The 13111-nt window shown below is 46.9% G+C and carries 10 protein-coding genes; 3 read left to right on the top strand and 7 right to left on the bottom strand.

Going from position 1 to position 13111, the window contains the following annotated elements; all coding sequences use genetic code 11:
- Positions 1 to 4 precede the first annotated feature (4 nt).
- The 5 genes from DWX84_RS16065 to DWX84_RS16045 form a co-directional block, all read right to left on the bottom strand.
- Entirely contained in the window at positions 5 to 1114 is a 1110-nt protein-coding gene (locus DWX84_RS16065) for a FimB/Mfa2 family fimbrial subunit (RefSeq protein ID WP_048926885.1), read from the bottom strand.
- 167 nt (positions 1115 to 1281) lie between these two features.
- The gene (locus tag DWX84_RS16060) at positions 1282 to 3393 is read right to left on the bottom strand and encodes an Mfa1 family fimbria major subunit (RefSeq protein ID WP_048926886.1); all 2112 of its coding nucleotides are present in this window, start codon (positions 3391 to 3393) and stop codon (positions 1282 to 1284) included.
- A 63-nt stretch (positions 3394 to 3456) separates the two neighbouring features.
- The gene (locus DWX84_RS16055; protein ID WP_081024258.1) at positions 3457 to 4926 is read right to left on the bottom strand and encodes a DUF3868 domain-containing protein; all 1470 of its coding nucleotides are present in this window, start codon (positions 4924 to 4926) and stop codon (positions 3457 to 3459) included.
- Between the two features lie 19 nt (positions 4927 to 4945).
- Positions 4946 to 5536 (bottom strand): DUF3575 domain-containing protein, encoded by a 591-nt coding sequence (locus DWX84_RS16050; RefSeq protein WP_048926887.1) that lies wholly within the window; start codon positions 5534 to 5536, stop codon positions 4946 to 4948.
- Between the two features lie 610 nt (positions 5537 to 6146).
- Entirely contained in the window at positions 6147 to 7106 is a 960-nt protein-coding gene (locus DWX84_RS16045; protein ID WP_048926888.1) for a site-specific integrase, read from the bottom strand.
- Positions 7107 to 7224: 118 nt separating this feature from the next.
- Between DWX84_RS16045 and DWX84_RS16040 the strand changes: the two genes are divergently transcribed.
- From DWX84_RS16040 to DWX84_RS16030, 3 genes are all read left to right on the top strand, one after another.
- Positions 7225 to 8589 carry a sodium-dependent transporter gene (locus DWX84_RS16040; protein ID WP_005863916.1) on the top strand — a complete coding sequence of 455 codons (1365 nt, stop codon included), beginning with the start codon at positions 7225 to 7227 and terminating at the stop codon, positions 8587 to 8589.
- A gap of 77 nt (positions 8590 to 8666) precedes the next feature.
- Positions 8667 to 9395: a helix-hairpin-helix domain-containing protein gene (locus DWX84_RS16035; protein WP_044545995.1), complete on the top strand. Its 729-nt coding sequence runs from the start codon at positions 8667 to 8669 to the stop codon at positions 9393 to 9395.
- 35 nt (positions 9396 to 9430) lie between these two features.
- Positions 9431 to 10195 (top strand): AAA family ATPase, encoded by a 765-nt coding sequence (locus DWX84_RS16030; protein ID WP_005863912.1) that lies wholly within the window; start codon positions 9431 to 9433, stop codon positions 10193 to 10195.
- A 2-nt stretch (positions 10196 to 10197) separates the two neighbouring features.
- Here the strand turns inward: DWX84_RS16030 and DWX84_RS16025 are convergent, their stop codons facing one another.
- Positions 10198 to 10704: a flavin reductase family protein gene (locus tag DWX84_RS16025; protein WP_008778870.1), complete on the bottom strand. Its 507-nt coding sequence runs from the start codon at positions 10702 to 10704 to the stop codon at positions 10198 to 10200.
- Between the two features lie 39 nt (positions 10705 to 10743).
- Positions 10744 to 13071 (bottom strand): TonB-dependent receptor, encoded by a 2328-nt coding sequence (locus DWX84_RS16020; RefSeq protein ID WP_048927201.1) that lies wholly within the window; start codon positions 13069 to 13071, stop codon positions 10744 to 10746.
- Positions 13072 to 13111: the final 40 nt, after the last annotated feature.

Here is a 13111-nt window from a genome sequence, read left to right as displayed (position 1 = left end):
CAGTTTACAATATACCATCGTTGATACGGATCACCCAGTCTTTCACCTGTATCTTGAAGCAGGCGTACCCCACGATCGTAGGGTCTTCCGGATCAGGCCCATCGGGATTATCCGGGTTGTCAGGATTGTCAGGTCCCGGCGGATCCGGAGGCGTAGGCTTATCCGGGCAATCGGGGCATACCTTCGGCGTAAGGAAGAAGATGATCGAGTACTCATCCTGCCGGTCCAGATACTCCTGCGGGGAGATACGGTGCCCCTCCATCTTGGTGAGAAGGAGGTAATCGTTGAGGTTCACGTTCAGCACATCCTTCTCCCATCCGTGGTGACGGATGATGAGGCGGTAGTTGCGGCCCGCCATCAGGCGCATGGTGTTCATCTCGGCCACGGCCACGTATTGCCCGCCCACGGTAGCGCCGGGGGTCGGGTCGGCTCCCAGCTCCACGTTCTCCGTATAATAAGGCAGGTAGTGGATGGTGGGATCTTGCAGCAGGGAATTGTCGTAATCCATATACCCGTTGTCGGCCACGATCCGGAAGGAGAAGTTATTCACGTCCATGTCCTCCCCCATCACGTTTTGCAGCACGACACGTAGCTTGTTGGTATTCTTGGCGAGGCTGATCACCTTCTCCTCGGGCATGTCGCGCGTCACGGTGAAGGTATCGAGGCTATGCCAAAGCGGGTGCAGCTCGTTGGGTTGTGTCGTATCGTCCTCACGCAAGGTACGTACCTTGACGTCTTGCGCCCTCTCGACAGCCCGCGACGCCTCGGCGGGATCGTTCCATGCGTAACTGCCCTTGTCCAGCCCGGCCCAAGTGACTACCTGATAGGTACCCGGCTCCATGTCGAGGGCGATGGAGTTCCGCTCGTCCAGCTCGCTCTTCTCGATCCGCCGCTGGAAGAGGAAGTTCCCTTCTTGGTCGCAGAAGAAGAGCGTAACGAAGTCTACCTCATGCTGGAAAGCGTCGGCGAATTTCATATTATAGTCGTACTTGAAATACAGCCGGAACTCGCAAAGCGGCAGCGAGTCGTCGTGTATCCAATCGCAAGCGTATAGCCCCACGGACAAGGCAGCTACGCCAATCAACTGTTTGCAGGTATGAAATAAACGGTTCATAATCATTTTATTAAGATACACAGTAATCCTCCGCCCGTACTACCGGGGATGGAGGTAAACCATGATGCCCATTATAAGGTTCTTATGATGGGCATCGTAAGGTGGCTTGGATGGGCATCGTAAGGAGCTTACAATGCCCATCGTAGGAATCCCCCGGAGGGGTAGGGTTAAATAATGATGTCTTTGTTCGTGCGTTTCACCCAATCTTTCACGTAGATGGTGACGTCGATGGTAACATCATCCGTCTCATCCGGTTTGTCCGGCGTATCCTTACCCGGCGTGTAAGGCAGCGGGTCACCTAAGCCACGCACACCCGTCACGTACAATTGGTACACGTTGTTACGCACGATACAGAACTCCATCACGCCCATCATACCATCGTTCCCGTTATCGTTATGACGGATCCAGAACTTGTAATAGCTCTTTCCGCCTTTGTATAAGGAAACGTTGTAGAATTGGTACAAATTACCGATCTGATCCGGGGTGAAATCATTCGGATCAGTGTAGGTATCAGGGAGATGACCACCGCCATTCTCATTTTGTTTCTTTCTAAATTCAGTATAGCATAGGCGCATTGTTAGCTCTTCCTTCCAGTTTGTTTCGCCCTTAATCATGTCACTAAGATATTTCTTAAACGCGATCTCAAATCCGTTCTGATCAGACATGGAATTAATCGCCTTTTGTACATCAGCAAAATTCGGTAATGTTATCCCATCCCAGCCATTCATTAAGCCTTTCAATAAATTAGGATTCGAACCCTCTTCCAAATTAAATGCGCAAGCGGCAACAGACGGAAGATCTTTATAGACAGAACGGACAGTCGCACCCTCACCGTTCTTATGGACTGCCAAAAGGAATGTTTTATTGTTATCTAAAGGAACAGACTCAATAGAACCCGCATCTTTATTATAGAAACTGACTTTAAAATTATCACCATCTGGCATAAACTCAGACTCGAAAATAACGCCGGTAGAATAACCATTTACTTGCGCCTCACGATCCAACGTGTTCTCCTTGGTGTACACGACGGGGTAATATATTCTATCATTCAATCCTTTATAAAAAGCTTCAGTATTAGCATCAGGAATCTTAGCCATATTCTCAACCCTATTTAAGTCTTTGTTTTCCGGATTAAAATAGTTGATATAAGAGTCCTCGAATTGAGTCCAAGGATCATCGCCTTCATTCATAGGTACCTTTTTTCGGTTGATCGACGGATCCAGCACATAATTATAAGAGCCATCCGCATTATTTAGCACCGTCATAGACCATACTTCATCACCCAAATATTTAAAGTCATTACCACTTTTAGTATAACTTCCAACCATCGCATCCGTTAAACTTGACCCTTCGCCAAAGTTCTTTGTCGCTTTAGGAGAGACCTGCTTAAACACGTAGCAGTTACCCTTCCATTGGTTCACGACCTTGTAACCCGTCAATTTGAATGAGCCTTTATTCTTTACCGGAGAGCTTTCGAGTATTTTATCTGTCTCTAATACAGCAGCATATCCCAAGTCGATACGTGCGGCCATACGCTCCACGAATACGGTTGTTGTCGCCGGTTTCGTCTCATCTGTATTTTCCACGGAAATGCGAACAAGCGAATTCCCTATGCCATCTACGCCTTTCATCTTGTGCGTAGACATAATGAAGTGATCCGCTTTCGAAACCTGATTAGTGCCAGTCCATAAATCCTTTAAAGTTACTCTGTCTCGTAAGTCACCCAAAGTAGTAATACCCTCTATTCTATTTCCGGCATTAACTACTGTAAAGACTTGATACGTATGTCCTTCTGTTGTCAGCTCCTCATTCATCGTCACCTTCATCGTCACTTTTCCGGCACTGTCATGATTAGGCTCGCCACCTCCACTCGGATCAACACCGGTCTTAGATTCATACCAACCCTGTCCGGCAATCTCTAAACTTTTATTTACGTCATCATTAAAGAAGTCCAAGGGGTTAGAGTCAAATGTATTACCGTCATATTTCACCAAGAAGATATTAACATCATACACCTTACCCTCATTAGCGCCATCGAACTCTTCCAAGAAACCGTTGCCGTCCTCGCCCCAGCCGGCACCATCGTTATTAGGATTAGAAGGAGTTCCTCCCGCCTTCGTCAATGCCCCCTTCGACACCGTGGAGACGTTCACTGTCATATAGACTTTGCCGCTATCGCCCTCACCACCGGAATTGCCTCCGTTTTCGATATCATCGGAGCAACCCGTAACCGCCAGCAAGAAAGCGGCAGCCGCACTTAATAAATAATTCTTTTTCATGTTTCTCATCCGTTTTTATATTTGACACTCATTATTATCATCCTACGATCACGACTCTCGTCATCAATCAGCCAGTTCCTCCCGCTTCGCGGCGATCTGCCTCAAGTTCTCCTCAACCTGCGAGGCTACGGAAGGATCGTCGGACAACTTACCCAGCAGAGCCTCCGCCTCGTCCAAGCGGTTCTCCAGCATGGCGATGGCCGCCTCCGCCAAGGTACGCTCCGCGGAATCGGAAGTCTTCGCCAGATAACGGTGGGCCGATTCCAGGCGACCCGCGTCGATCGCCGTAAGGGCGGCGTTCAGGTTCGATACCGGATCGTCCGGATACATGCGCACGGCAATCTCGAACACCTCGCGGTAAGCGTCGCTACCCGGTTCCATCGTCTGCGCCACCCGGAACATCTCGTTTAGACTCAACTGCCTAGGGTCCGAATAGATCAACTCACGGGCCTCTTCTACCGTAAACGAACGGATCGTGTAGCGCACCGCGTAATCCGAATGGCGCAAGGCTGGATAAATATCGCGCAAGAGCACCCGATACGAGGCCCCCCCGTTCAACGCCTTCAGCTTCGCCTCGCGGCGGTCGTAATCCTTCGGTTCGTCCGCACGGATGATGGCCAGCAGCTCCTCCTTGTCCGCAAGCGAGGAGTTCTCCACCCGTTTCTCCAATCCGGCCCAGTCCTCCGGCTCGAAATCCACCGTGAAACGGGCCTGCTCGAAGTGGTAAAGACCCTTCACATATTCGATCAACGCCTTGGCGCGATGCTCGGCCAAATAAGTGTTATGCTTATAGGTACCTTCCGGCGACGCGAAACCCTTGATATATACCTCCGTGATGGTAGCGTAAGGATCCTCCTTCACCGATGACACGGTCTCGAGGATCTTGCGTAACTCCGAGGGATTGTCGCGATACTCGGGATATATCTCCGTGCGGTTTACCGGGAAGTCGAGGAAGGCGCTTCCTTCCTTCACACGCTCTTTCACACGTTCCGCCTCCGGCGTGACGTAGGCCAAAAGCGGCCGCAATACCACAGGCTCCGCGATTCGGATCGGGAAAAGCGGCGACTTGTCATTACTCAACGCCTCCCAGCCGCAACCGCAAAAATCGACTACCAGCGACACCTCCGAACGCTCCATCCACTTGGCGAAAGGAATGGAGGCATGGTAATCGAACGTCTGCTCCTTCCCATTGTAACGGCGTAAGACAAACTCCCCGTTCGCCGCCGCGTCGCGCCCGGACCGGTCGTACTGGATCTGGCGGTTACGCCCGTTCACAATCACGGGAGGCAAAGCCCTTACGCTATCGCCCCGCTCGATCAGCGGCGTACAGACCAAACTCCGGTTGGCCGATAGCGACAACTCGTCCAACGCTAGTTTCATATCAATTATCAAGCGATCGCCCACATGCTCCACCAACCGCTCCTTCACGACGATGGCGGTAGCCGTCTGCTGCGCCTGTACGGGAATCGTAGTACCCACACAACCGGCCAAACATGCGATCCCAAGTATCATCCATCCTTGTAGATTCTTCATTTTTCAGTCCTCCATCGATTTAAAATTGGTAAATGAGATTGATCGCCGCCTGCGTAGGCCCGAAGTAATGCTTCTTGATCCCTTCTTGCTTGCGGCCGCAATTTGCGCAGGGATACTTGTCCGACTTCAAGTACAGATAGCCCACGCCCACCGTGGCCTCCAAGTTCCAATGGCGAGACAGCAGCCACGAGTATCCATAACTGATACCGGCTCCCGCGCCCCATCCCTGGTGACGCTCGCCCTCTGTACCCAGCCATTTGATATCGGTTACATTATATAATAGGTACGGAGTATGCACGCCGAGGAAATGGCCGTTAAACGTCTCGCAAAACCAATACCTCAACTCCGGGTGCAGACGCAAATGCTTCAGTGAGCGGCCATAACTCCCATCATCGTTCTTGCCGCTGAACGGATTCAAGCCTGCCTCCAACTCAAGTGTCCAATGACGGGCGAGATAAACTTCAGCCCCCAAATTAAACGTGGCAGTAGCCCAATAAGGAATATTACTCTTGATCCCAATCATGGAGCCTTTCCCTTCGACCGGCACCCCCTGCGCTCTCGAAAGAAACGGGACTGACAACAAGAATAGCATGAAAATCGTCTTCTTCATTCTTTCTTATTCATTATGGTTGTTAATCTTATATCTTCTCACCCTTCTGCCCCTCAAGACCCAACTTCCTAAAATCAACTAACGGCAAGAATGGCCCGTGGACTTATTTATGGAATAAGGTTTAGCGTTTCAAAAACGTTAGAGGAGAATAAGCGTTAAACAACATCTTATTGTCGTTTATATAGTATATCAATAAACCACACGGAACGTTTCAGAAAAACATGTACATGTTTTCCTGAAAAGACGTACATGTTTTTTGGAAAACACGTACATGAAATCCAATAAATATTATGGTGTTTCTATACAGCTACCAATCAATGGCTTACATATAGGCCTATCCAAACGAGCTTATTGTATTATTTGTTTTTGATATTCAGGAGGAATTTGTAGAGTATAGAAATTCCTCTTTAGTTGAGAGAGTGAATCAATAAAGGTGAATATGGTTCATTTTAAAGACATAGCTTCCCCTAAATTCCTTATTTGGTGAAAAGAACTTGACAATTTTAATGCAGAAAAGTTGTGATAATAAAATATTTATTATGTATTTTTGTGAACTAATAGGGAGGAAGTTACTATTTTAACGCTAAAACTCCTTATTCCATAAATAAGTTCACAAACCATCCATCCTTTTCTCTAAAATCCGATTTACAGAGCCTATCACCTTCATGTTCGCATGAGCCAAACGTGATATATCCAATTCTTCCAGATAAAAACGAGTCGTTTTCTCCGACGAGTGCCCCAACGCCTGGCTGATCAAGGCCATCGGCATATCGCAACGTAAAGCTTCTGATGCCCAGCTATGGCGAACAACATACGACGTAAACGGATTCGGTAACCGTAAAGTTTGCCCAATCCGTTTCAGCCGGGCATTATGCCGAGCCAAGCTACGCTTATACCTCAAATGGTCCGGATTCCCGGGCGGAAGAATCGGGAACAAATACGACGATCCGGTCGCTCGCTGCCGATCCGCGTATTTCCGGATCAATTGCAACATACTACTGGTTATCTCCAACCGGATCATACGTCCTGTCTTATGACGGTGATATACCAACTCATTCCCCCGGATATTCTGCCTCGTCAAGTACGCTATATCCACAAAAGGCATCCCGCAAGCCATAAAACTGAATAAGGAAAGATCTATCGATAATTCCACTTGCGGGTCATCCACCACCTTGATCTGAGCGATTTGCTGGAACAAAGATGCGGGAATCGCACGCCTCGCCGTCATCGCACGCCGGAGTTTCAAATTCTCAAACGGATAATATGACGCAGGAATCAACGCCTCTTGGCAAGCCATATTATAAAGCGCCCGCAAACTACTGATATACGTATTTACCGTATTAGTAGCTAATCCTTTTCCCTGAAGATACGTGATGAAATCTATCACCAACGCACGATTCAAATCGGCCAAACAGAACCCCGGGTTCTTCACGAATCTTAAAAAATGCCTTACGGCCACCTCATACAACTCAGCTGTCCCTTCTTTCTTTAACTGCCGTTTCATGTCTCTTCGTTTTCCCATATAATCCATCAATGAGATTGCTAACTTTTTCTTACGTCCTCGTTTCATACTCCTTTCACTAAATTATTTATACTTTACACGAACAAATTAATTCAAATTATTACTTTTGCTCCCGAAAATAAGAAAATAGGTAACAATTAAAAGCATAAAAGCAACAATAAATAATATGGCAAACAATCGAGTCACATTCGGTAGTAAATTGGGCGTAGTACTAGCTACCGTAGGATGCGCCGTCGGATTGGGAAGCGTATGGCGCTTCCCGTATATGCTGGGAGCGAACGGAGGTGCGGCCTTCCTACTGGTCTACATACTTTTCATGATATTCTTGGGCATTCCGGTAATGATAACCGAGTTTTTCATCGGCCGGCATTCCCGCAGCAATACGGTGGGTTCTTTCAAGAAAATGGCTCCCGGTACAAAATGGTGCTGGATTGGGTACAACGGTATCTTGGCCGCATTTTTGATCTTAAGTTATTACTCGGTCGTCTCCGGTTGGACGCTTGAATATGTTTGGCAAACGCTAAGTGGCCGTTTGTATGGACAGCCGGATATAGACTATACGGCCGATTTTCAGGATTTCGCTTCCAATGTCTTCCGTCCGATCTTTTGGATGGGCGCTTTTATCGGGTTGACTCACTTCGTGATTGTCTCGGGTGTAGAAAAAGGTATCGAACGGGCCTCTAAGATCATGATGCCGCTTTTATTCTTGATCTTGCTGATCATGTGCGTACGTTCCGTGACCTTACCGAACGCTGAGGCCGGATTGCTTTTCCTTTTCAAGCCAGACTTTAGCAAATTGACTTCCTCAGTGGTCTTGAGCGCACTAGGACAGGCTTTCTTCTCTTTGAGTTTGGGTATGGGCTGCTTGATCACTTACTCCTCTTACTTCGGGAAAGATACGAATATGCAGGCCACCGCTTGGCAGGTGACAATCATTAATACGCTTGTCGCCGTATTGGCCGGTATCATGATATTCCCGGCGGTATTCAGTTTCGGCATCACCCCTTCCGCTGGTGCGGAACTCGTGTTTATCACGTTGCCGAACGTATTTGGACAATTACCGCTGAGTGGCTTGTGGTCCTGTATTTTTTATATCTTGCTAGCGATGGCGGCACTGACTTCCACGATCTCTTTACATGAGGTAGCTACGGCCTACGTTCTTGAGGAGTTCCACATGACACGCAAGAAAGCGGCTTTAATCGTTTCCTTAGGGGTATTTTTCTTAGGAATTTTCAGTTCTCTCTCATTCGGGGTGATGAAAGGATTCACGATTGGAGGCTTGGCCTTTTTCGACGCACTGGATTACCTGACCGCCAAGATCATGCTACCGCTGGGAGGTATGCTCACTTGTATTTTCGTAGGTACACGTGTCGATAAAAAAGTATTGAAAGCCGAGTTGACCAATGAGGGGACTCTTAAGTTCCGTCTTTTCGGCGCTTACGTATTCTTTATGAAATACGTGGCCCCAATCGCCATCGGTATCGTATTCTTGAACGAATTAGGGATCTTGAAATGGATTACCGGTAAATAATACCGAGAATTCCTTGTCAATAGAAACGGAACTTCTACCTTTGTCGGTGGAAGTTCCACAAATCAAAACATAAGACTATGAAATGGCGTGATTTACTTTATTTCTCCAAGGGGGAAAGGCAGGCTCTTACCCTACTCCTTTCCTTAATAGCGATGGCATGGATCGCAATTATCGGGACGGATTTCTACCGTTCCCAATTTCAAACAGTTCCATTGGTAAACACCGGAATCAAACAAGATTCCTCACGGATCTATTCGAATAAAACACCTTCAAATTCCATTCGGAAAGAAAAAGAATCCCATTCGAACGAAACTAAAATCCCTTCCGAATGGAAATCCAAACGCATCCGAAAGGAATCAAAGCCCCATTTTCCCTCTTATCCCCAAGCAGAAAAATGGCCGCAAGGAACGGTTGTCGAATTAAACTCGGCTGATACCACCGCCCTTAAAATGGTTCCGGGAATTGGTAGCGTTTTTGCCAAGCGGATCATTAAATACAGGGACTTACTAGGAGGCTTTTATTCCGTGGAACAACTAGGAGAAGTATATGGTATTGACGAGGAACGCTATGAAGCGATGAAATCGTGGTTTTCCGTGGACCCGTCAGTTATTAGTCATCTATTTGTCAACCAACTGTCAGCTAAAGAACTGGCCAGTCACCCATATGTCAGTTATAAACAAGCTAGGATCATCGAAAAAATGATCCGGAAAAAAGGGAAATTACAAGGTTGGGAGGATTTATCCCTATTGGAAGAGTTTCCGGAGCACGAACAACAACGATTACGATATTATCTTTCATTCCATTGATATTTTCACTATGTTTGTAACAAAACATATTCTGTATGATCTATCTGAAGCAAGTAAAATTACTGGACCCGGACTTGGTAGCCGGCAATCCCGAGGAGCTAAAGTATCCCTATAAAGCTCCGGCGGTACGTTTTACGGAATCATTCATTTTCCGCAAGCCGGTTACTTTCCTCGTGGGAGAGAACGGGGCGGGAAAATCCACCCTGCTGGAAGCGATGATGAGTAAATATGAGGAGAGGGATGAGGAAGAACCGGGTATGCTCTATGACGGAACCGAGGCCTACAAGATTTACGCCAATGTCTTACCCGAGCATATTAAGCTGATCGAGACCCGAAAACCGGAAAAGCATTTCTTCTTCCGGGCAGAATCCTTTTTTAACCATGCGGCCGAATTGGATAGGCAAGCCCAACTGGAATTACGTAAGTACAGCAAGATCTACGCCTATAAAGCTTACGGTGGCAGGAGTTTATTGGAGCAATCGCACGGCGAGAGCTTTCTCAGCGCTTTCCTGAATTATGCCAGCCGCAATACATTATTTATATTAGACGAGCCGGAAGCCGCACTCTCCCCACAACGGCAGCTGGCCCTTTTGGTGCGTATCCATGAACTGGTGAATAACGGTTGCCAACTGATTATCTCCACGCACTCCCCGATCTTGATGGCTTATCCGAACGCGGACATTTATGCCATCGATGATACCGGAGCACACATCACCCCGTATGAGGAAACAGAGCATTACCAGCTCACTAAATATTTCCTCACGCATACGGAGCAAATGATGAAAGAACTGCTTGAGTGAGATTACTTCTCCCAAGCATTTACGATCTCGGCAATGTAAACGATATGCGCATTGCCGTTCTTCTCATCATACCAACGAGGGAAAACGCTAGGATCTAAAAACTTAGCCTCCTCGATCTCGGACTTATAGACCACTTTACATTCCAACGTAAGGCGAGCTTCCTCGAATACAGGATTACCAGCCTCCGTAAAGAACGGTGTCAACCCCGTAGCGGCCACTTTATCAATCTCCCGGCCGGATTTAGAGCCACAAATGCTATGGGCTTTCCGGTGCTCCGGTCCTAGGAAAGTAATCGTGAACTCATTTTTAGCGTCGATAAACTCACGGGTATAACGCTCCGGACGAATAAAAGCAAACACCACCGGACGGTTCCATAACACTCCCACGCCGCCCCAACTGGCAGTCATCATATTAAACTTCTCCTTATCACCGGCGCTTACCAGCATCCACTCCTTACCAATCAACTCGATAAAGTTGTCTTTGATCTCATTCGGATTAATCGCTTTCATATCTCATTTTATTTTCCCTCAAAGATATAAAATATTCCCTTATTTACCGGTACTCATTACCCCCGAGTCATTATCGGCATTATTCACTTTCTTCTGACCAGCGCTAAATTTACGGCCGAAAGAGAAGTTATAGGAAATCGTCGCCACAAACAAACGGGAACTTTCCTTGATGTAATTCGAACGGTGGAAAGAGGCGTATTGGTTCCAGTTCTCGGTCTCCTGCTTATAGTTATCCGTAAACGGATTAAAGACACGCAAGCCAACCATCAAGTCTTTATGCCTATAACCGAGCTGGATTCCTTGGATATTCTCACCCCCACTCATCGTCTCGCCCTTAAACCAGTTCCAATTCGTCATCAACATATACATGAGTGACCAATTCTTCCAAGTAACGGAAACATTCGCATCGCACCACCAGTTCGTATATCGATGCGTGTAGGTATTACCGTTACTCATATAATGGTTCATACCACCATTGACTGAAAATTGCAAGATGTCCTTGATCGGACCGACCCGCAAGTTGACGGAAGCGATAACCCGTTGCCAGTTTTTCTGATTATCCCAAGTCTGGATGATCTTATTCCCTTCCAGATATTTCTCGTCCATGATAGCGTCCGGCTGATACTCATAAGCGCCCAAGGCATTCACGTAAAACAGACCTTTGCGAAACTCGTAATTCAATTCCGTATAATAACTCATATAAGACTTCAAGTTAGGATTACCCCGCTGTATTTGCAAGGAATCGATCACTTGGTCGATAGCGCTCAGCTCACCCAAAGAAGGAGTCACATTCCCCATCGTTGATTTCAAACGGATGGAAGATTCCCCGGGCAAAGCATAAAACAAGGTCAACCGGGGACTCACCGTATAACGTTCATAATCCGCATCCTCACCCCGTTGGCTATAAGACGATCGATTCACGGTCACACCCAACGAGTAATCCAGTTTTTTCACCTTTCCCTTGAATTCCGCATATACGGAACTCTCCATCTGTTCCATATGTGTCTTATAGTTATGCCCATTGATATAACTGTTATCCGAGAAAGATTGGTTATGGCGTAAACCGCCGCTCAACCGATTACCATTCGTTAATTTCTTCTCATAGATAGCCTCGCCGATAATCGAGTATTTATCACCATCCACCACATTATTTACATCAGTCAACAATTGTTCATGTTTACTCTCTTGATAGATACGGGTCGATTTCGTTTGGTTATAAGTCCCTACCACGTTAAACACCAAGGTTTGGTTATGCTTCAAATCCCGTTGGTAATATAAATCCAGCGCAGGAGCTTGATAAGCGGATCCCGATAGGTCGATCATATCCACCTTGTCCTCCGGATTCGCCTTATTCATCAAGACCCCTTGATAATCCCAATGCGGTTGGTGATTATTCCGGTAGCGGAACGTAGCGTTAAACAGATACTTATCCGGCTTTTGATAGCTATAGTTCACATTCAGGTTATGCATGAATAAACGAGCGTGCGAAGGTTCGCCTATCTCCACACGGTTCAAGGTCGTTCCATTCGCTAGATGAAACTCTTCCTCATTATTCCGTTTCATTCCATAAAAATCACGAGGACCGATCCGATAAGAAGCACCCCATTCCGAATTCTTATGATTGATCTTTCCCCGGACATTATGTTCGCCCCACATAGAATTGATACCTTGCGCCATATCCAGGCCGAAGCTGCCCCCCGTATCCGGACGGCGAACGATATAATCCAGCACGATATCGGCATTGCCATAACGTAAACCCGGATTATCATGATATTCTATACGGATGATATCCGAAGGATTCAAAGCCTTGATCTCATCCTGCTCCACCTTCACACCATTGATACGCACTTGGACTACACCATTTCCCGTGGCCTTGATCTCACTGTTCAACAAATCCACCTGCACTCTCGGTAGCATCATCTGCTGCAACAAATCCATACCGTTTCCCGAAGCCTTCATCTGGCGATCCGATGGGAAGATCACTTTTTTATCGGCATGGCTCGTCTGGGCAGAGGCGCTAACCGTCACCCCGTCTAAGGATACCGCATCATCATTTAAGGATATTTCTCCCAAAGAAATATTCTTGGACAAGCCTTCCAAGGAAATATACTCCGTCTTAAAGCCTAGACTAGAGACAGATAGAATATAACTCCCTTTTTTAATCTTATTTAATAAAAAATGCCCCTTCATATCCGTAGTCGTACCCGCTACAAAAGAAGAGTCCATCGTTTGCAATACCACATTTGCAAATTCCAAGATTTCTTTGTTGCGAGCGTCCCGCACCATTCCCTTTATCTCCAAGTTCTGAGCAAAAGCTCCCTGTACCATACCACCTAGCAGTATGATCCAAATCATCATCCGTTTCATTTTTATCGTATTTTTTCCGAATATAGCAGGGTGGCCTTTC

Source organism: Parabacteroides sp. AF21-43 (assembly GCF_003635435.1).
In the GTDB taxonomy this organism is placed as follows: Bacteria; Bacteroidota; Bacteroidia; order Bacteroidales; family Tannerellaceae; genus Parabacteroides; species Parabacteroides distasonis.
This window is presented reverse-complemented; position numbering and strand designations above follow the sequence as displayed.

Coding starts and splice junctions, on each gene's coding strand:
- DWX84_RS16035 (WP_044545995.1), top strand. CDS start 8,667: ATGAAATGGCGTGATTTACTTTATTTCTCCAAGGGGGAAAGGCAGGCT.
- DWX84_RS16055 (WP_081024258.1), bottom strand. CDS start 4,926: ATGAAGAATCTACAAGGATGGATGATACTTGGGATCGCATGTTTGGCC.
- DWX84_RS16060 (WP_048926886.1), bottom strand. CDS start 3,393: ATGAAAAAGAATTATTTATTAAGTGCGGCTGCCGCTTTCTTGCTGGCG.
- DWX84_RS16020 (WP_048927201.1), bottom strand. CDS start 13,071: ATGAAACGGATGATGATTTGGATCATACTGCTAGGTGGTATGGTACAG.
- DWX84_RS16050 (WP_048926887.1), bottom strand. CDS start 5,536: ATGAAGAAGACGATTTTCATGCTATTCTTGTTGTCAGTCCCGTTTCTT.
- DWX84_RS16045 (WP_048926888.1), bottom strand. CDS start 7,106: ATGAAACGAGGACGTAAGAAAAAGTTAGCAATCTCATTGATGGATTAT.
- DWX84_RS16040 (WP_005863916.1), top strand. CDS start 7,225: ATGGCAAACAATCGAGTCACATTCGGTAGTAAATTGGGCGTAGTACTA.
- DWX84_RS16065 (WP_048926885.1), bottom strand. CDS start 1,114: ATGAACCGTTTATTTCATACCTGCAAACAGTTGATTGGCGTAGCTGCC.
- DWX84_RS16030 (WP_005863912.1), top strand. CDS start 9,431: ATGATCTATCTGAAGCAAGTAAAATTACTGGACCCGGACTTGGTAGCC.
- DWX84_RS16025 (WP_008778870.1), bottom strand. CDS start 10,704: ATGAAAGCGATTAATCCGAATGAGATCAAAGACAACTTTATCGAGTTG.